The 24,454-nt window shown below is 65.7% G+C and carries 20 protein-coding genes; 11 read left to right on the top strand and 9 right to left on the bottom strand.

Going from position 1 to position 24,454, the window contains the following annotated elements:
* The first annotated feature begins 4 nt into the window (after positions 1–4).
* A complete protein-coding gene (locus E3T55_RS07600) occupies positions 5–2,491 on the top strand; it encodes a DEAD/DEAH box helicase (RefSeq protein ID WP_134518973.1) in 2,487 nt (828 codons plus the stop codon).
* Positions 2,492–2,501: 10 nt separating this feature from the next.
* Positions 2,502–4,160 (top strand): apolipoprotein N-acyltransferase, encoded by a 1,659-nt coding sequence (lnt, locus tag E3T55_RS07595; protein WP_241992935.1) that lies wholly within the window; start codon positions 2,502–2,504, stop codon positions 4,158–4,160.
* Positions 4,161–4,231: 71 nt separating this feature from the next.
* Here the strand turns inward: lnt and E3T55_RS07590 are convergent, their stop codons facing one another.
* From E3T55_RS07590 to E3T55_RS07575, 4 genes are all read right to left on the bottom strand, one after another.
* Entirely contained in the window at positions 4,232–4,600 is a 369-nt protein-coding gene (locus tag E3T55_RS07590) for an RNA polymerase-binding protein RbpA (RefSeq protein ID WP_134518972.1), read from the bottom strand.
* A 69-nt stretch (positions 4,601–4,669) separates the two neighbouring features.
* Positions 4,670–5,443, bottom strand: coding sequence for a glycerophosphodiester phosphodiesterase family protein (locus tag E3T55_RS07585; protein ID WP_241992934.1), 774 nt, complete (start codon positions 5,441–5,443; stop codon positions 4,670–4,672).
* A gap of 4 nt (positions 5,444–5,447) precedes the next feature.
* Entirely contained in the window at positions 5,448–6,428 is a 981-nt protein-coding gene (locus E3T55_RS07580; RefSeq protein WP_134518970.1) for an SPFH domain-containing protein, read from the bottom strand.
* The gene (locus tag E3T55_RS07575) at positions 6,421–6,921 is read right to left on the bottom strand and encodes an NfeD family protein (protein WP_134518969.1); all 501 of its coding nucleotides are present in this window, start codon (positions 6,919–6,921) and stop codon (positions 6,421–6,423) included. Before E3T55_RS07575 ends, E3T55_RS07580 begins: the two co-directional genes overlap by 8 nt.
* 144 nt (positions 6,922–7,065) lie before the next feature.
* Between E3T55_RS07575 and E3T55_RS07570 the strand changes: the two genes are divergently transcribed.
* Positions 7,066–7,830 carry an SDR family oxidoreductase gene (locus E3T55_RS07570; RefSeq protein WP_134518968.1) on the top strand — a complete coding sequence of 255 codons (765 nt, stop codon included), beginning with the start codon at positions 7,066–7,068 and terminating at the stop codon, positions 7,828–7,830.
* A gap of 10 nt (positions 7,831–7,840) precedes the next feature.
* Entirely contained in the window at positions 7,841–10,084 is a 2,244-nt protein-coding gene (locus tag E3T55_RS07565) for a S9 family peptidase (RefSeq protein WP_134518967.1), read from the top strand.
* Positions 10,085–10,096: 12 nt separating this feature from the next.
* On the opposite strand, the gene E3T55_RS07560 is transcribed toward E3T55_RS07565, so the two are convergent.
* A complete protein-coding gene (locus E3T55_RS07560) occupies positions 10,097–10,777 on the bottom strand; it encodes an HdeD family acid-resistance protein (protein ID WP_134518966.1) in 681 nt (226 codons plus the stop codon).
* A gap of 219 nt (positions 10,778–10,996) precedes the next feature.
* On the opposite strand from E3T55_RS07560, the gene E3T55_RS07555 reads away from it, so the two are divergent.
* Positions 10,997–13,399: an ATP-binding cassette domain-containing protein gene (locus E3T55_RS07555; protein ID WP_134518965.1), complete on the top strand. Its 2,403-nt coding sequence runs from the start codon at positions 10,997–10,999 to the stop codon at positions 13,397–13,399.
* 437 nt (positions 13,400–13,836) lie between these two features.
* On the opposite strand, the gene dhaM is transcribed toward E3T55_RS07555, so the two are convergent.
* The 3 genes from dhaM to dhaK are packed head-to-tail and all read right to left on the bottom strand — an operon-like array spanning position 13,837 to position 16,239.
* Positions 13,837–14,565 (bottom strand): dihydroxyacetone kinase phosphoryl donor subunit DhaM, encoded by a 729-nt coding sequence (dhaM, locus tag E3T55_RS07545; RefSeq protein ID WP_241992933.1) that lies wholly within the window; start codon positions 14,563–14,565, stop codon positions 13,837–13,839.
* On the bottom strand, positions 14,562–15,230 hold the full coding sequence (gene dhaL, locus E3T55_RS07540; protein WP_134518963.1) for a dihydroxyacetone kinase subunit DhaL: 669 nt from the start codon (positions 15,228–15,230) through the stop codon (positions 14,562–14,564). Before dhaL ends, dhaM begins: the two co-directional genes overlap by 4 nt.
* 7 nt (positions 15,231–15,237) lie before the next feature.
* Entirely contained in the window at positions 15,238–16,239 is a 1,002-nt protein-coding gene (gene dhaK, locus E3T55_RS07535) for a dihydroxyacetone kinase subunit DhaK (RefSeq protein WP_134518962.1), read from the bottom strand.
* Positions 16,240–16,482: 243 nt separating this feature from the next.
* Here dhaK and E3T55_RS07530 point away from each other — a divergent pair, with 243 nt between their 5' ends.
* Both E3T55_RS07530 and glpK read left to right on the top strand, forming a co-directional pair.
* Positions 16,483–17,238, top strand: coding sequence for an MIP/aquaporin family protein (locus E3T55_RS07530; protein WP_134518961.1), 756 nt, complete (start codon positions 16,483–16,485; stop codon positions 17,236–17,238).
* Between the two features lie 72 nt (positions 17,239–17,310).
* Positions 17,311–18,825, top strand: coding sequence for a glycerol kinase GlpK (glpK, locus tag E3T55_RS07525; protein WP_134518960.1), 1,515 nt, complete (start codon positions 17,311–17,313; stop codon positions 18,823–18,825).
* A 47-nt stretch (positions 18,826–18,872) separates the two neighbouring features.
* Here the strand turns inward: glpK and trpD are convergent, their stop codons facing one another.
* Positions 18,873–19,925, bottom strand: a complete 1,053-nt coding sequence (gene trpD / locus E3T55_RS07520; RefSeq protein ID WP_134518959.1) for an anthranilate phosphoribosyltransferase — start codon at positions 19,923–19,925, stop codon at positions 18,873–18,875.
* Between the two features lie 154 nt (positions 19,926–20,079).
* Between trpD and ctaE the strand changes: the two genes are divergently transcribed.
* The 4 genes from ctaE (at position 20,080) to qcrB (ending at position 24,420) form a co-directional block, all read left to right on the top strand.
* Entirely contained in the window at positions 20,080–20,748 is a 669-nt protein-coding gene (gene ctaE / locus E3T55_RS07515) for an aa3-type cytochrome oxidase subunit III (protein ID WP_134519016.1), read from the top strand.
* Positions 20,749–20,772: 24 nt separating this feature from the next.
* Positions 20,773–21,594: a cytochrome bc1 complex diheme cytochrome c subunit gene (qcrC, locus tag E3T55_RS07510; RefSeq protein ID WP_134518958.1), complete on the top strand. Its 822-nt coding sequence runs from the start codon at positions 20,773–20,775 to the stop codon at positions 21,592–21,594.
* An 85-nt stretch (positions 21,595–21,679) separates the two neighbouring features.
* Positions 21,680–22,756: a cytochrome bc1 complex Rieske iron-sulfur subunit gene (gene qcrA, locus E3T55_RS07505; protein WP_134518957.1), complete on the top strand. Its 1,077-nt coding sequence runs from the start codon at positions 21,680–21,682 to the stop codon at positions 22,754–22,756.
* Positions 22,756–24,420, top strand: a complete 1,665-nt coding sequence (gene qcrB / locus E3T55_RS07500) for a cytochrome bc1 complex cytochrome b subunit (protein WP_134518956.1) — start codon at positions 22,756–22,758, stop codon at positions 24,418–24,420. Before qcrA ends, qcrB begins: the two co-directional genes overlap by 1 nt.
* Positions 24,421–24,454: the final 34 nt, after the last annotated feature.

Genomic DNA, 24,454 nt, shown 5'->3' with positions numbered 1-24,454 from the left:
ACCCGTGACCCACACCCAGTCTCCGGCCGGCACGAAGTCCCCGGCCGAACAGTTCGCGGCCGCCCGCGCCCGCGCCGTTCAGCCGAAGCTGCAGCAGTGGCGCAGCGGTCTGCGCTTCGACCTTGACCCGTTCCAGGTCGAAGCCTGCGCCTCCCTCGAAGACGGGCACAGCGTTCTCGTGGCGGCACCCACCGGGGCAGGCAAAACCATCGTGGCCGAGTTCGCCATCTACCTCGCGATGCAGACGCCCGCCGCGAAGGTCTTTTACACCGCGCCCATGAAGGCCCTCAGCAACCAGAAGTTTCAGGAGTTCGTCGCCGAGTACGGCCCCGACCAGGTGGGGCTGCTGACGGGCGACACCAACGTCAACGCGCAGGCCCGAATCGTGGTCATGACGACCGAGGTGCTGCGCAACATGCTCTACGCCGACTCGGATCTGCTCACCAACCTGGCGTTCGTCGTCATGGATGAGGTGCACTACCTCGCCGATCGCTTTCGCGGGGCCGTCTGGGAAGAAGTGATCATTCACTTGCCCGAACCGGTGCGGATGGTCTCGCTCAGCGCAACGGTGTCCAACGCTGAGGAGTTCGGCGACTGGCTGCAGGCGGTGCGCGGCGACACCGACGTCATCGTCTCCGAGGAGCGACCGGTACCGCTCGAACAGCACGTGCTCGTCAAGAGCAACATGCTCGACCTCTTTGACAGCAGCGCCCTCGCCGCCAGCCATCGCGTCAACCCCGAACTGGTCAGGCTCTCCCAGGCCGGGGGCCGCGGCACCGGCACCCGTTCCGGCGGCGGCCAGTCGGGTCGCGGACGAAACGGCGGCGGCCGCGACTACCGGGGCGGACCTCCCCAGCGCAGCCAGTTCGACGCCGGACGCATGGACCGCGGTGAGATCGTGCGGATGCTGCACGGCAAGCACCTGCTGCCCGCCATCTTCTTCATCTTCAGCCGGGTCGGCTGCGACCAGGCCGTGCGCCAGGTATTGAGGGCCGGAGTGCGGCTCACCGACGAGCGCGAGCGCGAAGAAATCCGCCACATCGTCGACGAGCGCTGCCGCACCCTGCTCGATGAAGACCTCGGCGTGCTGGGCTACTTCGAGTGGCTTGACGGTCTGGAGCGCGGTGTCGCCGCGCACCATGCCGGGCTGCTGCCGGCCTTCAAAGAGGTCGTCGAGGAACTCTTTCAGAAGAAACTCGTCAAGGCCGTCTTCGCGACCGAGACCCTCGCGCTCGGCATCAACATGCCCGCGCGCACGGTCGTGCTCGACAAGCTCGAAAAGTTCAACGGTGAAGCCCGCGTACCCATCACGCCGGGGGAGTACACCCAGCTCACCGGCCGGGCCGGCCGGCGCGGCATCGACACCCTCGGGCACTCCGTCATCCAGTGGCAGCAGGGCCTCGACCCTCAGGCCGTGGCCTCGCTCGCGTCGAAGCGCACGTATCCGCTCAACTCGAGCTTCAAGCCGACCTACAACATGGCGGTCAACCTGCTCGACCAGTTCGGCCGGGAGCGCACCCGCGAGGTGCTCGAGTCCTCGTTCGCGCAGTTTCAGGCCGACCGGGCGGTCGTCGACCTGGCTCGAACGGTGCGCAAGCAAGAGCAATCCCTCGCCGGTTTCGCCGAGGCGATGACCTGTCACCTGGGAGACTTCAGCGACTATTCCGGCATCCGTCGTCGCCTGTCGGCGGTGGAACGGGAGGGCAGCAAGGCCGATCCCGCGAACCGCGGTGAGCGTGAGAAACGCCAGCGTGAACTCGTCAGCCTGAAGAAGCGCATGAAGGCGCACTCCTGCCATCACTGCCCGGACCGGGAACAGCACGCACGCTGGGCCGAGCGCTGGTGGAAGCTGAAGCAGCAGACGGATGTCCTCAGCCAGCAGATCAATACCCGCACCGGCGCCATCGCGCGGGTCTTCGACCGGGTGACCGATGTGCTCCTCGGCTACGGCTATCTCGAGCAGAACGCCGCCGGACTCGTCGTGCTGAGTGAAAGCGGGCGCATCTTGCGGCGCATCTACGCCGAACGTGACCTGCTCGTCGCCGAGTCCCTGCGCCGCGGCCTGTGGAACGACCTCGATGCGGCGGGCCTCGCGGCGATGGCGTGCGCCCTGATCTTCGAACCCCGGCGCGAAGAGGGCCTCATCGATCCCCGCTACCTGCCCAAGGGCGCCTTTCGCCCGGCCCTCGACGAGACTCAGGAACTGTGGAGTCGCATCGATGACCTCGAGCGTGACCACCACCTGCCCGGCAGCAATCCGCTGGCCGTCGGGCTGAGCCTGGCCATGTGGCAGTGGGCTCGCGGCGCCTCGCTCAGCGACGTGCTCTACGAGGCCGAGATGGCCGCCGGGGACTTCGTGCGCTGGACCAAACAGACCATCGACCTGCTCGACCAGCTCTCCGTTGTCGGTGACGGCCACGTCGGCCGTACCGCCCGCGAGGCCATGGACGCCGTGCGTCGCGGCATCGTTGCGTATTCCTCGGTCGCGTAGGCCGGCGCCGGTGATCCTGAAGCTACCGCTGTGGGCGGCCCTGCTGCTCGCGGCCGGGGCCGGCGTCGTTCTCGACGCAGCGTTCCCCGATCGGGACTGGTGGGCGCTGGCTCCGGTCGGCGTACTGCTGATGCTGGTGCCGCTGCTGGGCCGTGGTCCGTGGACCGGGTTACTCGTTGGCCTGGTCGGCGGGCTGTCCTTCTGGCTCACCCACATCTTCTGGATCACGCTGTACCTCGGCGCGGTGCCGTGGCTGGCGCTCGGCGGGTTGCAGAGCATCTTCTTCGCGGTGGGGCTGTCCCTGACGGCCGTGGTGTTGCGTCACGGACCACGGGTCTGGCCGACCAGAGTCGGCCGCCTCGGCATGGTCCCGGTCGTCGTGGCCGGCCTCTGGACGGCGCGCGAGGCGATCTCGGCGGTCTGGCCCTATGGCGGCTTCGCCTGGGGTCGCGTCGCGCTCTCCCAATCCGAGGGTCCCGTCAACTCGCTGGTGGCCTGGGTCGGACTCTCCGGCCTCAGTTTTCTGGTTGTCTTCGTCTCCGCCCTCACCCTGCAGCTGCTGCGCGAGCCCACGCTCAGCCCCCTGGCAGCCCCCTCGCCGGCACGCCGCCCCGGCTCGACCGTCATCAGCAAGGGCGGGGTGTGGGGCACGACGCTGGTCGTGGCATCCGTCACCGCGTTGCTGGCCGTGCCGGCCTTTCCCGTCGTCGAATCCGGAACCGCGCGACTGGCTGCCGTGCAGGGCGCATCGGATGCCGGGCTGTTCGCCCAGAATGAGGTCGGTCAGATTCTGAACGACCACGCCTCCGCGACGCTGCCGCTCATCGGCGAGCCGGTGGACTTCGTCGTCTGGCCCGAGAACGGCAGCGACATTGATCCGACCCGGTCGACGGATGCCGCCCGGGTCGCCGATTACATCAGCTCGGCCATGGACGCGCCGCTGATCACGGGAACCATCACGCTGCAGGACGGGGTCTACTTCAACAGCTCGCTGCTCTGGAAATCGGGGCAGGGCGCCGTCGACATCTACGACAAGGTGCACCCCGTGCCGTTCGCGGAGTACATGCCGGACCGGGCCTTTTGGCGACCCTTCGCGCCCGACCTGATCGACCTGATCGGACGCGACTACGGCATCGGCACCCGCGACAATGTCTTCGACATCGACGGCATCATGGCGGGCATCGCGATCTGCTTCGATATCGCCGACGACCAGCTCGTGCACGAGATGATCGACGACGACGCCGAGATCATTCTGGCCCAGACCAATAATGCCGACTTCGGCTACACCGACGAGAGCGTGCAGCAACTGGCGATCGCCCGACTGCGGGCGATCGAGACCGGGCGCACGGTCGTCAACATCTCGACCGTTGGTACCAGCGCCATTATGACGCCCGACGGCGCGACCCTCGACCGACTACCGGTCTGGGAGCCGGGTGCGATGGTGCAGACCGTTCCCCTGAGCGCGACCATCACCCCGGCGATGGCGCTCGGCCGTGGGCTGGAGTGGCTGCTGTCCGGACTCGGTCTGGCCGGGTTCGTGCTGTGCCTGTTCGGGCGTCGCGCAGGCTCGCCCGGCACCGGCTCATCTGGCGCCGGCTCATCTGGTGCGGGCGCACGAAAAGTCCCGAAGCCGCGAGGCTTCGGGACCGTGTATTCGCTCGGCCGTTAGGCCGGGTGTGAGTCGGGCCTGGTTCAGGCACCGATCGGCTCAGGCACCGATCGGTTCAGGCACCGATCGGCTCAGGCGCCGATCTTCTGCTGACCACCGCGACGCTCGCGCAGAACGGTCAGGCGCTCCTCGAGGAGCTCCTCCAGTTCATCGCGGGTGCGGCGTTCCAGCAGCATGTCCCAGTGGGTGCGGGCGATCTTCTCGTCCGAGTGGTCGACGATGACCGGCTTGGAGTCAACCAGCCGGGTCGCGACGTGTGAGCAGTGCTTGCATTCCCATTCATCGGGTGCTTCTGCTTCTGCGGAGAAAATCATCACCGTCTCGCGCCCGCACGTTGCGCACAGATAACTGTGACTAACTCGTGGTGAAAAGGTGACGCCCTCTTCGCTTTGAAGGCTTTGTGCGCCCAACCTCATGCCACGCAAACTGCGATCCGCCATTGTGTGGTCTCCTCTCGATGCTTACCCAGTTGTAAACCATCAAGCTGTATGTTTCCTTCCGTGACGTGACTACTCTGGGGGTATTCCCAGTTTGGGGGCCTTGACTCTGGCCGCAAGAAGGTCACAGCGATCCGTTACGATTCCGTCCACGCCCAGAGCCAGCAGGCGGTCCATGGCGACCGGGTCGTTGACCGTCCAGACGTGAACCTCGACACCGATCGAGTGCATCAGCCGCACGAAGCGGGGCGAGACGATGCGCAGAACACCGGCCCGTTCCGGCACCTGCACCGCGGCGAAGCCCTGCAACAGCCGACGGGTCTGCGAGCGGGAATTGACCGCGGCCGCGGCGAGCGCGCGGGCGAATTCGGTGCTCGACGGCGAGGTCGCGACGCCCGGCAGTCCGGCGACGGTGTTCCGGCGTCTGTTCTCGGCGAACGAGGTGATCAGCACCCGGTGGGTGGCGCGGTTGTCGCGTACCGCCCGAATGGTGGGTCCCACCGCGCCCGCCGCTTTGACATCGATGTTGAACAGGGCCTCCGGAAAGGTATCGAGGGCCTCGCTCAGCGACGGAACGACCTGACCGGCCGGCAGACGGATGCGCCCCAACTGGGCGAAACTGAGCTCGTCGATGCGTTCTGGTCGGCCGAACGCCGTGAGGTCAGGATCGTGGCTGAGCACGGCGACCCCATCGCGGGTGACGTGCACATCGGTTTCCAGGTGGGTTGCCCCATTCGACAGCGCGGCCACGAAGGCGAGCAGCGAATTTTCGGGGGCGTCGAGCGCCAGGCCGCGGTGAGCGAAGATCCGCGGCCCCGGCGCGTCAAAGAACCCCGCGCGAGCCACCGCCCTAGGCCCCGGGAGCCGGCGGGGGAGTCGTCGCGGGAGCCGCAGCAGGAGCAGGTGCGGGAGTGGCCGCATCCGCTCCGGGGACGGTGTTGGGGCCGAAGGCGCGGCCGATGCCCTTCATCGCCTCGGTCAGCTCGCTCGGCACGATCCACAGCTTGTTCGCGCTGCCCTCGGCGAGCTTCGGCAGGGTCAGCAGGTACTGGTAGGCGAGCAGGCGCGGGTCAGGGTCGCCGTCGTGGATCGCCTTGAAGACGGTCGTGATGGCGGATGCCTCACCCTGGGCGCGCAGAACGGCCGCCTTGGCGTCACCCTCGGCCGAGAGAATCGCGGCCTGCCGCGCACCCTCGGCGGTGAGGATCGCGGACTGCTTGGTTCCTTCCGCGGTGAGGATCAACGCACGGCGATCACGCTCGGCACGCATCTGCTTCTCCATCGAGTCCTGAATCGACAGGGGCGGTTCGATCGCCTTGAGCTCGACCCGGCCGACACGAATGCCCCACTTGCCGGTGGCCTCGTCGAGCACGATGCGCAGCTGGCTGTTGATGTTGTCGCGGCTGGTGAGGGCTTCCTCGAGGTTGAGTCCACCGACGACGTTACGCAGGGTCGTGGTGGTCAGCTGCTCGACCGCACCGAGGTAGTTGTTGATTTCGTAGGTCGCTGCGCGAGCATCCGTCACCTGAAAATAGACGACGGTGTCGATCGAGACCACGAGGTTGTCCTCGGTGATCACGGGCTGCGGGGGAAACGAAACCACCTGCTCACGAATGTCGAGCAGCGGCCGGACCCGGTCGATGAAGGGCACCAGAATGTTGAGCCCCGGCAGCAGCGTGCGGTGGTACTTGCCGAGGCGCTCGACGACGCCGGCGTTGCCCTGTGGAATGATGCGGATTGATCGGGCGAGAACGACGACGACGAACACCCCCAGCACCACGAGGAGGGCGATCACGAAGATCTGGCCGATGAACTGTGCCGGTTCAAGCATGGGGCTGGGTCCTTTCCGAGGAATCCGCGGGGGTAACGGTCGTGGGAGTAACGATGGCGATGGAACCGTCGATGGCCGCAACAGCGACGGGCGCTCCCGGTTCCACGGTGCGCAGCGCGGTGGCGGGGGACAACCGGGCCGACCACGTTTCACCGTTGGAGAGCTTCACGAGCCCGCCGGCGTCGTTGATGGTCGACATGACCCGGCCGGCCATGCCGATCAGGGCGTCGACGTTGCTGCGGGCCGGGTCCTCTCCGCGCCGCATGGCGCGCAAGAGAACGGGCCTGATCGTGAGGATCAGCAGCATCGAGAGCACGGCCGCGACGACGATCTGCAGCCACCAGTCGAGCCCCAGAAGGTTCGCGCCGAGGCCGCCGAGGCTGCCGATGGACAGCATGAGAAAGGTGAATTCGAGGCTCAGAAGCTCGATGATCACGAAGACCAGAATCAGCACGAGCCAGGCAATCCAGAGGTATGCCGTCAGATCGACCATTACGTCACCTTCCGTTGGTTCCCTCCTCAAACTAGCAGGTGAGCCGCAAATCAGCCGGTGGGACACAAATCGACGTGCTTCTTGGTAGGGTCGGGGGCGGCCGTCTCGACGGCCGCAGATACTTTGACCCCTGAAGGAGCACGCGTGAGCAACCCACTGGCAGCTGGATCCCTCGATGGCAAGCGGGTGCTCGTCACCGGTTCGTCCCGGGGGATCGGTGCCGACACGGTGGCCTACTTCGCTGCCGCCGGCGCGCGGGTGGTCATTAATTTTCGCAATAAAGAGGCACGCGCGGTGAAACTGGCCGAGAGCATCCGTGCCGCCGGAGGCACGGCCATCACCGTCGGCGCCGACCTCACCGATGCCGACTCGGTATCCGCGATGTTCGACACCATCACCGCCGAATTTGGCGGCCTCGACCTGCTGGTGATGAATGCCTCCGGTGGCATGGAGAGCGGTATGGCTGCCGACTACGCGATGATGCTCAACCGTGATGCGCAGGTCAACCTGCTGACCCGGGCCGTTCCGGTGCTGAGCGCTGGGGCCCGCGTGGTCTTCGTGACCAGCCACCAGGCGCACTTCATCGCCTCGACTCCGACCATGCCCGAATACGAGCCGGTCGCCCGCAGCAAGCGCGCCGGGGAAGACGCGCTGCGCGCCCTCGTCCCGCAGCTGGACGCGGCGCAGATCGAGTTCGTCGTCGTGTCCGGGGACATGATTGAGGGAACCATCACGGCGACCCTGCTGGAACGGGCGAACCCTGGCGCGATCAGTGCCCGTAAGGATTCCGCCGGTCGTCTTTACAACGTGAGCGAGTTCGCCGCGGAGATTGCGCTGGCTGCGGTGGAACCCGTACCCGAGAATCACACCCGCTACGTCGGGGACACCTCCGACTTCACCCTCGGTTAGCCGGCACCGGATGCAGGCACCCGACCTTCCGCTGTTGTGGTCGGTTTCTCGGCCGTCTCTGCATCCCGATGGCACCCGCGCGGTCGTCGCGGTCACCCGCCCCGACTTCGTGTCGGATGACTACGTCGGGCAGCTGTGGATGGTTGGTCTCGCGGCGGCCGGAACGACCGCGGCCGCCCCGCAGCGCCTGACGCGTGGACACCGCGATACCGCGCCCCGGTTCTCGCCCGACGGACGCCTGCTGGCCTTCCTGCGCGCCGGGCCCGGAACGCCCGCCCAGCTGTTCGTGGTGTCGGCGGCCGGGGGCGAGCCGCTGCAGGTCACCCATGCGCCGCTCGGTGTCGGCGAGTTTCGCTGGAACCCGGCATCGACCCAGCTGGGGTTTCTCGCCCGCGTTCCCGAACCGGGCCGCTACGGCACGGTCCCGGGTCTGGACTCCGGGTCGGAGCCGCCGCGGCGGGTCACAACGCGGCGATTTCGTTCCAACGGCGTGGGGTATGTGATCGACCGGCGCACGCACGTATTTCTGGTCGCCGTACCCGACGTGTGGGGCGAGCCGACCCCGGAGCCCGCCCCGGCAGTCGAGGATGCCGCCCCCGCGGGAGCGCCGGCTGACCGCACCCTGGCACTCGGGTTTCCCGAGGCGCGTCAGCTCAGTTCCGGGGACTATGAGCACGCCGGCCTCTCGTTTTCACCCGACGGAACGCGGGTGCTCACGATTTCCGCCCGTCACGCCAGGCATGACGAAGACCTGCGCTCGGAACTGGTCGAGATATTGACCGATCCCGCGTCAGACGGACCCCGCCTGCCGGAACGGGTCGTGCTCGATGCGAGTGCCAATCTCGGCATCGATTGCGTGGTCTGGGCCCCTGATGCGTCGATCGTGCTGCTCGCGACCGATGTGGGTCCGGACGGTCGCGATTTCGTCGGCCGCGGCACCGCCCTGTACCGCGCCGTGCTGCCTGGTGCTGTGCTGGCTGACACCGTGCTGGCCGACACCGTGCTGGCCGACACCGGCGTGCCCGGCGCGGTCACCCTGACGCGCCTGACCGACCCCGAGACATCGTCGTTCGACGCCGTGGCCGGTCTCAGTGTGACGGCCGACGGCAGCGTGCTGGCGCATCGCCAGCAGCGTGGAACCGTGCAGCTCGTGCAGTTTTCTCCCAACGGCACGACGAGGTCGATCACCGACCGTGAACTCGTGGTCACCGGTCACGACGTGCAGGGCGATGTGGTGGTCTTTGGCTATGAGGACGCCCTCACCCGCGGCGACCTGGCCGTCGCGGCGCTGGCGGCAGGGCAGGCCCCAGCGGGGCAGGCAACTGTGGGGCAGGCAACTGTGGGGCAGGCAACTGTGGGGCAGGCAACTGTGGGGCCGGCAGCTGTCGGGCCGGCAGCGCGGCCTCGCCGCCTGACGGACTTTTCCCTCCCGCTGCGCGAAGCGGGCGTCGCTCCGGCCCGCGACCTGGTCGTCACCTCACGCGACGGCTACCCGGTTCACGGCTGGCTGCTGACCCCCTCCGGCCCGGGGCCGCATCCGGTGCTGCTCACGATCCACGGCGGTCCATTTGCCCAGTACACGGTGGGGCTGCTCGACGAAGCGCAAATCCTCGTCGATGCCGGGTATGCCGTTGTGATGTGCAACCCCCGTGGCTCCGCTGGCTATGGGCAGGACCACGGCCGGTCCATCCGTCATCGCCTCGGAACGATCGACGAGACCGACGTGCTCGACTTTCTGGCTGGTGCTCTCACGGCCGATCCGTCGCTTGACGCCGGCCGTCTCGGAATCATGGGTGGGTCCTACGGTGGTTTCCTCACCGCCTGGATCATCGCCCGCGACCATCGTTTCGCGGCATCCATCGTCGAGCGTGGTTTTCTCGACCCGGAGGCCTTCATGGGGACCTCCGACATCGGCGACTTCTTCGGTCAGGAATACGTCGGCATCGATCCGGAACGGATGCGGGCCCAGAGCCCGCAGGCGCATGTCGCCCAGGTGCGCACCCCGACCCTGTTGATTCACTCGAGCCAGGACCTGCGCTGCCCGCAAGCGCAGAGCGAGCGGTACTATGCCGCGCTCAAACGCGGGGGAGTGCCGGCCGAACTGGTCATTTTTCCCGGCGAGAACCACGAACTCACCCGCAGCGGAAACCCCCGCCACCGCCTGCAGCGTTTCACCATTGTCCTGGAGTGGTGGGCCCGGTTTCTGCCCACCGACCGAAACCCTCGGGGTGGTTCAGCCGAGTTCGCTGCTTAGCCGGCGCTCTGGTTAGTCGGTGTCCCGGCTTACCGGTGCCGCGGTCGTCGTCGGCACTTTTTCGGTCTGCGCACGTGCCTCGCGCCCGAAGGTGAACGCCTCCATCAGCTGCACGGAGCCCGACAGCACCAGAAAGACCCCACCGAGGATGACGAGCACCCCGAGCGACTCGAGCGGCGCGACGAGCACCACGATGCCGGCCACGACGCTGACCGCACCGAGCAGGGTACCGAACCACCGGCTCGAGTCGGGCGCTGTTTCGACCAGCGCGGCTACGCCTTCCACGATCCAGCAGAGGCCGATCAGCAGGCCGAGCACGAGCAGCGAATTCAACGGGTTGCGGATCGTGATGATTCCGGCCACCAGCAAGAGCACGCCGAACAGGATGGCCAGAACCCGACTGCCGAGGGTGCCGGACATGGCGATGCCGCGCACGATGCGCACCACGCCGCTGGCTACAAAGTAGAGGCCGAACAGCAGCGCCACCGCGGCGAGGGTCACCTCGGGCCAGGCGAGCACGAGAACTCCCAGAACCAGAGCGAGAAAGCCACTAACCGCAAACGCGATCCGTGCGCCGGTGACCTCGGATTTCGACAGACTCGACGGGTCCAGTCGCAAGTCGACGAGTGCACGGGTGTGGAGACGGTGCGTGCCCTCGCCCGCGTGGGGCTCAAACAGGTGTGGATTGGACATGGGGCTGCTCCTTTCGCTGCTTCTTATGCGGGCATGCTACCCCCGTTCGGGTGACCGTGCCCGGCCGGGCGACGCCCTCACCCCGGCCGCAACTCGACGTATCATCGAAGCGGGCCGGAGCTGAACGGCAAGCCCGCCAGCCCGACCGCAGCCCGCCGGTCCGACCGCAACCCCGGCCGTGCCGGGGCGATCCGGCCACACCCGACAGATGGAGACACGATGAGCCTGGCCACCGAGACCGATGCCCCGCAGCGGGTCGGCGCTGTCGCCGACAGCCATGATGTGATTCGCGTGCAGGGAGCCCGCGAGAACAATCTCAAGGACATCAGCGTGGACATCCCCAAGCGTCGGCTGACCGTGTTCACCGGCGTCTCTGGCTCGGGCAAAAGCTCGCTCGTCTTCAGCACCATCGCCGCTGAGTCGCAGCGCATGATCAACGAAACCTACAGCGCGTTCCTGCAGGGCTTCATGGCGACCCTGGCCAGACCCGACGTCGACGTGCTCAGCGGGCTGACGACGGCGATCATCGTTGACCAGGAGCGGATGGGCGCCAACTCACGGTCCACGGTGGGCACCGCGACCGACGCCAACGCGATGCTGCGCATCCTGTTCAGCCGACTGGGTAAACCCCACATCGGCTCGCCGCAGGCCTTCTCTTTCAACGTTGCCTCGATCTCCGGTGCGGGAGCCGTCACGATGGAGCGTGGCGGCACCACCACCAAGGAACGTCGAAGTTTCAGCATCACCGGCGGCATGTGCTCGCGCTGCGAGGGCATGGGCAAGGTCAGCGACATTGATCTGTCGGCCCTCTACGACGACTCGAAGTCTCTCAACGAGGGAGCGATCACGATCCCTGGGTACACCATGGACGGCTGGTACGGCCGCATCTTTCGCGGCTGTGGCTGGTTCGATGCTGACAAGGCGATCAGCGCGTACAGCAAGAAGGAGCTCAAGGACCTGCTCTACAAGGAACCGACCAAGATCAAGGTCGAGGGCATCAACCTGACCTACGTCGGTCTGATCCCGCAGATGCAGAAGTCGATGCTGTCCAAGGACGTCGACTCCCTGCAACCCCACATCCGCGCCTTCGTCGAACGGGCGGTCACCTTCGCGCCCTGCCCCGACTGCGGCGGCACCCGACTGAGTGAGGGGGCGCGGTCAAGCCGAATCGGCAGCGTCAATATCGCCGACGCCTGCTCGATGCAGATCAGCGACCTCGCCGAGTGGGTACGCACGCTCGATGAGCCCTCGGTCGCGCCCCTGCTGGCCGCGCTCCGGCAGAGCCTGGATTCGTTCGTGGAGATCGGGCTGGGCTATTTGTCTCTCGACCGGCCGTCGGGAACGCTCTCGGGCGGTGAAGCCCAACGCACCAAGATCATCCGTCATCTGGGTTCGTCGCTCACCGACGTCACCTACGTGTTCGATGAGCCAAGCATCGGCCTGCACCCGCACGATATTCAGCGCATGAACGAGCTGCTGCTGCGGCTTCGCGACAAAGGAAACACCGTGCTCGTTGTCGAGCACAAGCCGGAGATGATCGCGATCGCCGACCACGTGATCGACCTCGGTCCCGGAGCCGGGGTCGCCGGCGGTTCCGTCTGCTACGAGGGCACCCTGGACGGTCTGCGGGGGAGCGACACCCTGACCGGCCGGCACCTCGACGACCGGGCGACGCTCAAAAAGCACGTTCGCCCGGCCACCGGACAGCTGGAGATTCGCGGCGCGACCCTCAACAACCTGCAGAACGTCGACGTGGACATTCCGCTGGGGGTTCTCGTCGTGCTGACCGGCGTCGCCGGATCGGGCAAGAGTTCGCTCGTGCACGGGTCGATTCCCGCGGGCGCGGGGGTTGTCTCGATCGATCAGGGCGCCATCCGTGGTTCACGGCGCAGTAACCCGGCGACGTACACGGGCATGCTCGACTCGATTCGCAAGGCCTTTGCGAAGGCGAACGGCGTGAAGCCGGCCCTGTTCAGCTCGAACTCCGAGGGCGCCTGCCCGAACTGCAATGGTGCCGGCGTGATCTTCACCGACCTCGGGATGATGGCCGGTGTCGCAACCACGTGCGAGGTCTGCGAGGGTAAGCGGTTCGAGGCCTCCGTTTTGGATTACCACCTGGGCGGCCGTGACATCAGCGAGGTGCTCGCCATGTCGGTGGCCGAGGCCGAGGTGTTCTTCGGCGAGGGGGAGGCCCGCACTCCGGCCGCACACACGATTCTGCACGGGCTCGTCGATGTCGGGCTCGGCTATATCAGCCTGGGCCAGCCGCTCACCACGCTGTCCGGCGGTGAACGGCAGCGACTGAAGCTCGCGACGCATCTGGCGGAGAAGGGTGGTGTCTACGTTCTCGACGAGCCGACCACCGGCCTGCACCTGGCCGACGTCGAGAATCTGCTCGGCCTGCTCGACAGGCTTGTCGACTCCGGCAAGTCGGTCATTGTCGTCGAGCACCATCAGGCCGTCATGGCACACGCGGATTGGATTATCGACCTCGGCCCCGGCGCGGGCCACGATGGCGGCCACATTGTCTTCGAGGGCAGCCCGGCCGACCTGGTAGCCGCCCGGTCCACGCTGACCGGCCAGCACCTCGCGGCCTACGTCGGGGCCGACATACCGGGCTAGAGCTGGGCTGCAACCGAGCCTGCCGAACGCCGGCCACGGCCCCGATCGTGGCTGACGGCAACATGACCGATAATGCACATTATGTCAAGTCAAAGGCATTCGGTGACTCTTGTAGGGCCGCGTCGGCCTGCGAGCCGTCGGCGACACGCCGCAACACCCGCGCAGCGCCCTGCCGGCTATTCGTGGTGAATGACCATCCCGAATTCGTTCACGGGTTGGTAGGCATCACGGTCCCAGCCATCCCGTTGTGGAACGGGGCAGTTGAGAATCGTGTTGCGCGTGGAATGGTCGATCGTGTGCTCACTCATCGGGTGCCCGCACACGGGGCAGGAGGGCGATTCCGCATGCCGAGCCGAGTTCTGATTCATGCGCATACCATACGCCGAATTGGACACAACGACGAGAATATGCTAGAGAAAAGCTGTTCACGGTCGGTGCTATTCCCCGAACCCAGACTCGATCAATTCCGTCAGCGCCGTGACGGCGGCCTCGGCGTCGGTGCCTACTGCCGAGATCCGTGCCGACGTGCCAATCGTGAGTCCGAGACCCATGATGCCGAGCAGGCTCGTCGCATCCTGATCGTTGACGGTGATCTGCGCCGAAAAGGTGCTCGCGAGCCTGACGAAGTCGGCAGCGGGACGCGCATGCAGGCCGTCAGTGTTGACGAGCGTGGCCGTGCGTGTCACGGCCCCGCTGTCATCCGTCATGGTGGCAGGCGAAGCATCGCCGTCGTGGGGCGCGGGGGCGTACCTGTCGGCGCCCTCGGCCGCGGCCGCCACGGCCTCGAGGTCTCCCCCGATCTCGGCGGCGACTGCGGCGGCCACGCCGCCCTCCACGAGCGGAGCATCGACGATGCGCACGCGTGTTCGCAGCTCATCGTCCAGAAAATCCAGCGCCGTCTCCGCCGTCAGGATCGCCGAGCCCAGGTCACAGAGCACAACCACGCCCCGGCCGCCATCCGCCGCGACCATGGCGCCGGACACCCGCTCGAAGCTGGTTCCGAGCTCGTCTGCGTCGGTTCCCCCCGCCGCGACGAGCGTGGTCGCCGGGGCCATCTGCCCGGCCAGCTCGACCAGACCCGCTGCGATTTTCGCGCTGTGTGAAACGAAGACGACACCGACCCGGGCGGCGCGCAGGTCGTCGGAGCCGATGCCGGCGGCGCTCACGCGCGGGCCGCGGTTTCGGCGGCGGCCCGCAGCAGCAGAGTGGTCGATTCGGCGCCGGGGTCGCGGTGTCCGATGGCCCGCTCCCCCAGATAGCTCGCCCGGCCCTTGTGGGCGACGAGCGGTTCGGTCGCGAGTGCGCCGGTGGCTGCGGCATCCGCTGCCCGTTCGAGCAGCGTCACGACCGATTCACCAGCGTGCTGGGAGTCGATGGCAGCGTCGACGGCCGGGGTCCAGGCGTCGATCATCGTTTTGTCGCCGACCTGAGCCTTGCCGCGCAGCACGATACCGTCACGCGCGGCCGTCAGCAGGGCCACGGTCGCCGCCGCATGCAGGGTGTCGGCACCGCTGACGGCGATCGCGGCCTTCAGAAAGGCCGTGCCGAACAGCGGACCGGAGGCCCCGCCCACGGTCGAAATGAGAGTCGTGGCCACGAGCTTCAGAACCTCACCGGGGGTTGACCCGGACGGCAGAGCATCGAGCTTGAGCACCACGGCCTGAAAGCCACGGTCCATGTTCTCACCGTGATCGCCGTCGCCGATGGCGCGATCCAGGGTATTCAGCTCTGCGCGGTGCTCCGCGATGACCCCGGCACACTCTCTGATCCAGGCCTCGGCCCAGGTGCCGTTCAGACTCGTGCCGTTCGGACTCGTGACATTTGGACTCATTCCGGCGTTACCTTCCCCACCGCAGGGCGGCGGTCGCGACGGGTGCATCCCACAGGGTGATGAGCTCGTCATCGAGTTTCAGGATGGAGATGGACATGCCCTGCATCTCGAGCGACGTGGTGAAATTGCCCACGAGGGTGCGGGCGATGTCGATTCCGTGCTCCGCGAGCACTTCCGCGGCGCGACGGAACACGATGTACAACTCGACCTGCGGTGTGCCGCCCATACCGTTGACGAACAGCAGCACTCGGTCGCCGCTCACGAAGGGCAGGTCTGTCAGGATCGGGCCGAGAAGTCGATCGACGATCGCGTCGGCCGGTTCGAGCTTGATGCGTTCCCGGCCCGGCTCTCCGTGGATCCCGATCCCGATCTCGATCTCGTCATCGGCGAGGGTGAAGCTCGGCTCCCCCGCATGCGGCACGACGCAGGGAGTGAGGGCCACACCCATCGAGCGAACGAGGGAGTTGACCTTGTCGGCGACGCGGGCGACGGATGCGAGGTCGTCACCGCGTTCAGCGGCCGCGCCGGCGATCTTTTCCACGAGAACCGTGCCCGCGACGCCGCGACGACCCGCGGTATAGAGGGAATCCTTGACCGCGACATCATCATTGATGATCACGGCTGCGACCTCGATCCCCTCGGCCAGAGCGAGGTCGGCGGCCGTCTCAAAGTTGAGTACGTCACCGGTGTAGTTCTTGACGATGTGCAGCACCCCGGCCCCGCCGTCGACGGCCTGAGTCGCCGCGAGAATCGGGTCTGGTGTCGGAGACGTGAACACGGCGCCAGGAACCGCGGCGTCAAGCATGCCCGCGCCGACGAAACCCCCGTGCATCGGCTCGTGCCCGCTGCCGCCGCCGCTCACGATGCCGACCTTGCCGGCCACCGGCGCATCCGCCCGCACGATGAAGATCGGGTCGTGGGAGACCCGCACGAGATCGGAGTGGGCCGCTTCAAACCCTGCGACGGCCTCGTTGACGACGTTTTTCGGATCATTGATGAGCTTCTTCATGGCCATCCATTCATCGGTGGTGCGCGGGTGAAAGCGTGCGAGGAGACCAGAAACTATGCACGGTCCACGGCATAACATACGCGCGCGCGGTCATCGTGTTAAGCGGATAGAGCCTGCGAATCGGTGCGGAAATTCTACTCCGACGGGGCCATTCCCCGATCGAAGACCCCGCGCTATGGTGTTGCAAACCGCTCACCGCAAGGGGCAGCTTCGGCATTCCCCGGCCTCAACTGAAAGGTTATCGTGGAAAATATCGGAGTTGTATTCCTGTCCGAACTCGTGGGCACGGCGATGCTCGTACTCCTCGGCACCGGCGTCGTTGCCAACGTCGCCCTCGCCAAGAACAAGGGTCTCGGTGGCGGCTTTCTGATGGTCACCATCGGCTGGGGTTTCGCCGTCTTCGCCGGCGTGCTCGTCAGCCTCAACTCCGGCTCGCACCTCAACCCCGCCGTCACGCTCGGTCTGGTCGCGGCGGGCACAGACGAATTCGGCAGCGATGTACCCGTCAATGTGACATCGGTGCTCGTCTACATTGCGGGCCAAATGCTCGGCGCGATCCTCGGCGCCGTGTTCTGCTGGCTTGCCTACAAGCAGCACTTCGACGCCGAACCCGAACCCGCCAACAAGCTGGGGGTCTTCTCGACCGGTCCGGCCATCCGCTCCTACGGCTGGAATCTGGTCACCGAGGCGATCGGCACCTTCGTGCTCGTCTTCGTGATCCTCGCCTTCGGCGGCTGGGGCGATGGCGGGGGGCTGGCGGCGCTTGGCCCGCTACCGGTTGCCATCCTGGTCATCGTGATCGGTACCTCACTCGGTGGACCGACCGGCTACGCCATCAACCCCGCCCGCGACCTGGGGCCGCGCATCGCGCACTTCATCCTTCCGATCAAGGGCAAGGGATCGTCTGACTGGTCGTACTCCTGGGTTCCCGTGGTGGGACCGATCATCGGCGGGGTGGTTGCCGGTTGGGCGTCGCTGGTCCTGCTCCCGGTCGTCTAGGCCGCACCCGCGCACCCCGTCCCGTCCACACGCTCCACACCATACGGAATCAACACAGGAGGCAACGAAGCTATGAGTGACTACATTCTGTCGATCGACCAGGGCACGACCAGCTCCCGGGCGATCATCTTCGACAAGGCGGGGTCGATCGTGTCGACCGGCCAGCTTGAGCACGAGCAGATTTTTCCCCAGGCGGGCTGGGTCGAACACGACCCGCGGGAGATCTGGGACAACGTGCGCGAGGTGATCGGCCAGGCCCTGTCCAAGGCGAACATCACCCGGCACGACATTCGGGCCGTGGGCATCACGAACCAGCGTGAGACCGCGGTGGTCTGGGACAAGACGACCGGAGTTCCCGTGTACAACGCCATTGTCTGGCAGGACACCCGCACCCAGCCGATCGTCGATCGGCTGGCGGCCGACGGAGGTGTTGAGCGGTTCAAGAAGCGGGTCGGGCTGCCGCTCGCAACCTACTTCTCCGGAACCAAGATTGTCTGGATCCTCGAGAATGTGCCGGGTGCACGCGAGAAGGCCGAAGCGGGTGACCTGTTGTTCGGTACCACCGACTGCTGGGTGCTCTGGAACCTCACGGGCGGTGTCGACGGTGGGGTGCATGCCACCGATGTCACCAACGCCAGCCGAACGCTCTTCATGGACCTGGAGACCCTGCAGTGGGATGACGAGATCCTCGGAATCTTCGACGTTCCCCGTTCGATGATGCCGGACATCCGTTCCTCATCGGAGGTGTACGGCACGATCAGCGAGAACAGCCTCCTGCGGGAGGTGCCCGTTGCCGGAATCCTCGGTGACCAGCAGGCGGCGACTTTCGGTCAGGCGGCCTTCGACCAGGGCGAGGCCAAGAACACGTACGGCACCGGCAACTTTCTCATTTTTAACACCGGCACCGAAATCGTGCACTCCAAGAACGGTCTGCTCACCACTCTCGGTTACCAGCTCGGAACGGACGCCCCGCACTACGCGCTCGAGGGTTCCATCGCGGTCACGGGGTCATTGGTGCAGTGGATGCGGGACAACCTCGGCATGATCGCATCCGCGCCCGAAATCGAAACCCTCGCAAACACGGTGGAGGACAACGGTGGTGCGTACTTCGTGCCCGCGTTCTCGGGGCTGTTCGCGCCGTACTGGCGAGCGGATGCCCGCGGGGCTCTGGTCGGGCTGACTCGATTCGTGAACCGTGGCCACATCGCCCGGGCCGCGCTTGAGGCGACGGCCTTTCAGACCCGAGAGGTGATCGACGCCGTCAACGCCGATTCCGGCGTTCCGCTGACCGAAATCAAGGTCGACGGCGGCATGATCGCCAACAACACGCTCATGCAGTTCCAGGCCGACATCCTCGGTGTTCCCGTGGTGCGCCCGGTCGTCGCCGAAACGACCGCGCTCGGCGCAGCCTATGCGGCCGGACTCGCGGTCGGTTTCTGGAGCGGCCTCGACGAGCTGCGGGCCAACTGGCAGGAGGACAGCCGGTGGGTGCCGAAGATGGACGTCGAGGAGCGCGACCGCCAGTTACGTAACTGGAAGAAGGCCGTCACCAAGACCTTCGATTGGGTCGACGACGACGTTCTGTAGGCCAAAGTTCGGCAGTCCGGAGTTCTGCACTCCGAAGTTCTGACCGCTCAGGAACGGGTCGCATCGACCCACTGCGCAAGCTTGGCCGTGGCCGCACCGGAGTCGATAGCCTCCGCGGCCACGGCCATCTTGTCGCGAAAACGCTTCACGATTGAGATCTGGGACTGTCCGGGGTCGCCTGCCAGTGCGAAGGCAACCAGTCCGGCCGCCGCGTTGAGCAGAACGATGTCTCGCACCGGGCCCAGGTCACCGCTGAACGCCGAGTGCACGACGGCGGCGTTGTGTGCGGCGTCTCCGCCAACCAGTTCGCTGATTGCGGCCCGCTTGATTCCGAGTTCACGCGGATCGAGGTCGTGCTCCGTGACGAGTCCGCGCGAGATCTCCCAGATGTGGCTGTGTCCGGTCGTGGTGAGTTCGTCCAGGCCGTCGTCGCCGCGAAAGACCAGAGCGGTCGCACCCCGGGTCTGAAAGACGCCAACAAACAGCGGCACCCGGTCCAGCGTCGCGACGCCGACAGCGGATGCCTCCGGCCGCGCTGGGTTGCACAGCGGCCCCAGGTAGTTGAAGACGGTCGGGATACCAAGTTGTGCCCGAACCGGGCCGGCGTGGCGAAAACCCGGGTGGAAAGCAGCGGCGAAGGCGAACGTGATCCCCGTTTCCGTCAGGATCCGTGCCACCCGCTCGGGCGGCAGCGTCAGATCCACGCCGAGCGCCGCCAACACGTCGGACGACCCGGAGGCCGAGCTCGCCGCCTTATTACCGTGCTTCACGACGGGAACGCCGGCCGCCGCGCAGACAATCGACGCCATGGTCGACACGTTGACGGTGCCGAACCGGTCCCCGCCCGTTCCCACGATGTCCAGTGCCATCGGATCGACCGGCAGCGGTACCGCCTGCTCAAGAATGGCGTCACGAAAACCCACGATTTCGTCAACCGTCTCGCCCTTGGCCCGCAGCGCGACCAGAAAGGCCGCGAGTTGAGCCGGCGTCGCTTCACCGAGCATGATCTGCTGCATGCTCCACGCGGCATCCGCCACGCTCAGGTCGCTTCCGCTCAGGAGGGCATTCAAAATATTTGGCCAAGACTGAATTTCGAGCATAGATCGATCCTATGGCGATACTCAGGGTCCCCCTCGCGTTGGCCGCAGCCCCCACACAGCCCGGTGTTCCGCGCGTAACGACCGTGGCGGGTGTCCCCCATCGGGTCAAATTTCACGCCCCCAACGTCTGAAAAGACCGTACTTGCACGCGACAATGAGAAAAAGCTGTGCAAATATCGGCCATAATGGAGGGGTGACCAGCACCTCAATTACTCAAACGGCCAATGCGCCCGTTGTGAACAGGCCCAACAGCGTGGCTGTGGGCACCATTGTGTGGCTGGGGAGCGAGGTGATGTTCTTCGCGGGGCTGTTTGCCATCTACTTCACTCTCCGATCCACCTCACCCGAACTGTGGTTGTTCCAAGCGGACAAGCACAACTTCACCTTCGCCCTGCTCAACACACTCATTCTGGTGACGTCTTCGGTGACGTGCCAGTTCGGTGTGTTCGCGGCAGAACGCCTCCAGGCACGCTCCACCGGGTGGAAGCTCAGCCAGTGGGGCATGGTCGAGTGGTTCTTCCTCACCTACGCCCTCGGCGCGATCTTCGTCACCGGCCAGGTCTTTGAGTACGCCACCCTGGTGTCCGAGGGCATCGCCCTCAACAGCGACGCCTACGGTTCGGCGTTCTACATCACGACCGGTTTCCACGGAATCCACGTGACCGCGGGCCTGCTCGCCTTCCTTCTCGTCATTGGCCGTGCATTCGCGGTCAAGAACTTCGGACACAAAGAAGCCACCAGCGCGATCGTGGTTTCCTACTACTGGCACTTCGTCGACGTCGTCTGGATCGGGCTTTTCCTGGTCGTCTACGTTCTTAAATAGGATTCAGGAGCGGACAACTTCAGCATGACCAGGAAAACAATGAACCCAGCATCCAAGGCCCGCAAGGGTCGCAAAGCCGGCCGACGCCATCCTCTGGCCAGCGTCGCCCTCATCGCGATTGGGCTGCTGTTCACCGGCGGCGCCTACGCGGCCTTCAGCACCACCACGGCCAGCGCCGAATCCGACGCGAACTCGCAGCAGACCATTGATGACGGCGAGAAACTCTTCGCCGCCAACTGTGCCACCTGCCACGGTTTGAGCGCTCAGGGCTCCGGAGACGGACCCAGCCTCATCGGCGTCGGCGCCGCATCCGTCGACTTCCAGGTCGGAACCGGCCGCATGCCGCTGCAGATGCAGGGCCCACAGGCGCTCAAGAAGCCGGTGCAGTTCACCGAGGAACAGACCGCCGCTCTCGCTGCGTATGTCGCCTCGCTGGCTCCCGGCCCTGCTATCCCCGAGGGTGAAGTACTCGACGGCGAGGGCGACGCAGCCGTCGGTGCCGAGCTGTTCCGCATCAACTGCGCCATGTGCCACAACGTGGCCGGTGCCGGCGGAGCCCTGACCGAGGGTAAGTTCGCCCCGAGTCTGGCCGACGTTTCGGCCGTGCACGTCTACGAGGCCATGGTTACCGGCCCGCAGAACATGCCCGTCTTCAACGACATGAACATCTCCCCGGAGAACAAGCGCGACATCATCACGTACCTCAAGTACATCGAGGACAACCCCTCGCCCGGTGGCCTCGCCATCGGCTCCCTGGGGCCGGTTGCAGAAGGACTCTTCATCTGGATCTTCGGCCTGGGCGCGATCGTAGCCCTGACCGTATGGATCACGGCGAAGTCCAACTAGCGACTCTCGATCGTGATCGAGCGTCAGATTTTTACGCGTCGGATTTTCGCGCGTCAGATTTTTACCCAGCGTAAGAAGGAGAACAATGGCCAAGGACGATAACGGCGGGGCGGACAACACCGCCGCCGACTCGTCGAGCGTCGCGCGCGTGGAGCAGTCCACCGGCACCTCGGTCGTCACCCGCAGTGCAGTGGGTAACCCCGGATTCCCGCCGCACCGGTCCCGCGTGACGGACCTCGACCCCAAGGCGGATCGCAACGCCGAGCGCACCGTGTACACGCTCTTCTACCTCTCGATCGCGGGCAGTATCTTCGCAATCGCGGCGTACATGGCGTTCCCGATCGTTCCCGAAGACATGGGTTCCGTTCGACTCAACAACCTGTTCATCGGTGTCGGCCTGACCCTTGCCCTGTTCGGGCTCGGTATCGGTGCCGTGCACTGGGCCAAGGCCCTGATGTATGCCCACGAGGGCATCGACGAACGCCACCCGGTTCGGGGAACGGACGTTGTTCGTGCTCGCGCCGTTGAGATCTTCCAGCAGGCCAATGAAGAGTCCGGTTTCGGCCGACGCACCCTCATTCGCAACAGCCTCTTCGGTGCCCTCATCGCTTTCCCGCTGCCGGCGGTTGTGCTGTTCCGCGGACTTGGTCCGCAGGACCAGGACCCCGTTGCGCTGCTGAAGACCACGCTGTGGGAAAAGGGCACGCGCCTCACGATGGACCCGACCGGCGTGCCGATCAAGGCGTCGGACGTTACGCTCGGCTCCTCGTTCCACGTGATCCCCGAGGGCCTGATCGACCTCGGCCACGAGAGCAAGCTGGCCGAAAAGGCGAAGTCTGCCGTGCTGCTCATGCGCCTCAAGCCGGAAGATCTGATCGAGACGGCCGAGCGCGCCAGCTGGTCATATGACGGCATCGTCGCCTACTCCAAGATCTGCACGCACGTCGGGTGCCCCGTTGCGCTCTACGAGCAGCAGACGCACCACCTGCTGTGCCCGTGCCACCAGTCGCAGTTTGACGTCACCAACCAGTGTGAGGTCATCTTCGGACCGGCCAAGCGGGCCCTCCCCCAGCTTCCCATCGCCGTGGATGCTGAGGGATACCTCATCGCGCAGAGCGATTTCACTGAACCAGTCGGCCCGAGCTTCTGGGAGCGTTCCTAATGACGTCTGTATCAACTCGTGAACCCACCGAGGTGAAGAAATCCGGAGGATTCACGGCATCCGCCGCGAACTATATCGATGAGCGCACGAGCGTCTCCGGGGCGGTGAAAGAACTTGGTCGAAAGATCTTCCCCGACCACTGGTCTTTCCTTCTCGGTGAGGTCGCCCTGTTCAGCTTCGTCATCATTCTGCTGTCCGGTTCGTTCCTGACGTTCTTCTTTGACGCGTCGATGGCCGAAGTGCACTACGACGGCTCATACGCACCGCTCAAGGGCATCGCAATGTCGGCGGCGATGCAGTCGACGATGGACATCTCCTTCGACATCCGCGGCGGCCTCCTCATGCGCCAGGTGCACCACTGGGCAGCCCTGCTGTTCGTGGCCGCGATCGGTCTGCACATGCTGCGCGTGTTCTTCACCGGCGCGTTCCGCAAGCCCCGCGAGATCAACTGGGTCATCGGCTTCGTTCTCTTCATCCTTGCGATGGCCGAAGGTTTCACCGGATACTCCCTGCCTGACGACCTGCTGTCCGGTAACGGTCTGCGCATCATCGACGGACTGATCAAGGGCATCCCGGTCATCGGTACCTGGTTCTCGTTCCTGCTCTTCGGCGGCGAGTTCCCCGGAACCGCAATCGTGGGCCGGTTGTATTCCCTGCACATTCTGCTGCTGCCCGCGATCATCGTCGCCCTGATCGCCATGCACCTGCTGTTCGTCGTCGTGCACAAGCACACGCAGTACCCGTCCGCGGGACACACGAACAAGAACGTTGTCGGCTACCCGATCCTTCCCGTCTACGCCGCCAAGGCAGGTGGATTCTTCTTCATCGTCTTCGGCGTCGTCATGCTGATCGCCTCGTTCGTCACGATCAACCCCATCTGGAACTACGGACCGTACGACCCCTCACCGGTGTCGGCCGGTACCCAGCCTGACTGGTACATCGGCTTTGCCGATGGTGCGATGCGACTGGTTCCGCCGGGATGGGAGTTCGTCTGGCTCAACCACACGTACTCCATGAACATCCTCGTGGTTCTGGGCGTGGTGGGACTCTTCATCGTCACCGTCATGATCTACCCCTTCATTGAAGCGTGGATCACCGGAGACAAGCGCGAACACCACGTGCTCGATCGCCCGCGCAACGCCCCGACCCGTACCGCCATCGGCGCGGCCGGAGTCACGTTCTACGCCTCGCTGTGGGCTGCCGCGTCTTCGGACATCATGGCCACCCACTTCCACCTCACGATGGAAGGCGTAATCCACACGCTGCAGGCAACGACCATTCTCGGCCCGTTCCTCGCGTTCTACATCACCAAGCGGGTGTGCCTCGCCCTGATGAAGAAAGACCGCGAGATCGTGCTGCACGGTTACGAGTCGGGCCGTATTGTTCGGCTTCCCGGCGGTGAGTACGTCGAGGTGCACCAGCAGGTCGACGACTTCGAGCGTTGGAAACTGGTAAGTTACAACGACCAGAAGCCGCTGATGTTGCGCCCGAACGCGAACGGTAAAATCACCGTTCCCGAGCAGGTGCGTGCGGGTCTGTCCCGCTGGTTCTTCGAGGACCGGATCGCTCCGGTCGACCAGGTCGAACTAGACCAGGCCCACGGCGCCCACCACACCGAGATCGAGGGTTCGGCCGACAAGCCGGCCCAGATCAGCGACAAGTAGGCTTCAGACCAGGCACAGGCAACACGCAAGACAG

Source organism: Cryobacterium frigoriphilum, assembly GCF_004403305.1.
Taxonomy (GTDB): domain Bacteria; phylum Actinomycetota; class Actinomycetes; order Actinomycetales; family Microbacteriaceae; genus Cryobacterium; species Cryobacterium frigoriphilum.
This window is presented reverse-complemented; position numbering and strand designations above follow the sequence as displayed.

Coding starts and splice junctions, on each gene's coding strand:
- E3T55_RS07590 (WP_134518972.1), bottom strand. CDS start 4,600: ATGGCGGATCGCAGTTTGCGTGGCATGAGGTTGGGCGCACAAAGCCTT.
- E3T55_RS07580 (WP_134518970.1), bottom strand. CDS start 6,428: ATGCTTGAACCGGCACAGTTCATCGGCCAGATCTTCGTGATCGCCCTC.
- E3T55_RS07575 (WP_134518969.1), bottom strand. CDS start 6,921: ATGGTCGATCTGACGGCATACCTCTGGATTGCCTGGCTCGTGCTGATT.
- E3T55_RS07565 (WP_134518967.1), top strand. CDS start 7,841: ATGCAGGCACCCGACCTTCCGCTGTTGTGGTCGGTTTCTCGGCCGTCT.
- E3T55_RS07560 (WP_134518966.1), bottom strand. CDS start 10,777: ATGTCCAATCCACACCTGTTTGAGCCCCACGCGGGCGAGGGCACGCAC.
- E3T55_RS07555 (WP_134518965.1), top strand. CDS start 10,997: ATGAGCCTGGCCACCGAGACCGATGCCCCGCAGCGGGTCGGCGCTGTC.
- dhaL (WP_134518963.1), bottom strand. CDS start 15,230: ATGAGTCCAAATGTCACGAGTCCGAACGGCACGAGTCTGAACGGCACC.
- dhaK (WP_134518962.1), bottom strand. CDS start 16,239: ATGAAGAAGCTCATCAATGATCCGAAAAACGTCGTCAACGAGGCCGTC.
- glpK (WP_134518960.1), top strand. CDS start 17,311: ATGAGTGACTACATTCTGTCGATCGACCAGGGCACGACCAGCTCCCGG.
- trpD (WP_134518959.1), bottom strand. CDS start 19,925: ATGCTCGAAATTCAGTCTTGGCCAAATATTTTGAATGCCCTCCTGAGC.
- ctaE (WP_134519016.1), top strand. CDS start 20,080: ATGAGAAAAAGCTGTGCAAATATCGGCCATAATGGAGGGGTGACCAGC.
- qcrC (WP_134518958.1), top strand. CDS start 20,773: ATGACCAGGAAAACAATGAACCCAGCATCCAAGGCCCGCAAGGGTCGC.
- qcrA (WP_134518957.1), top strand. CDS start 21,680: ATGGCCAAGGACGATAACGGCGGGGCGGACAACACCGCCGCCGACTCG.
- qcrB (WP_134518956.1), top strand. CDS start 22,756: ATGACGTCTGTATCAACTCGTGAACCCACCGAGGTGAAGAAATCCGGA.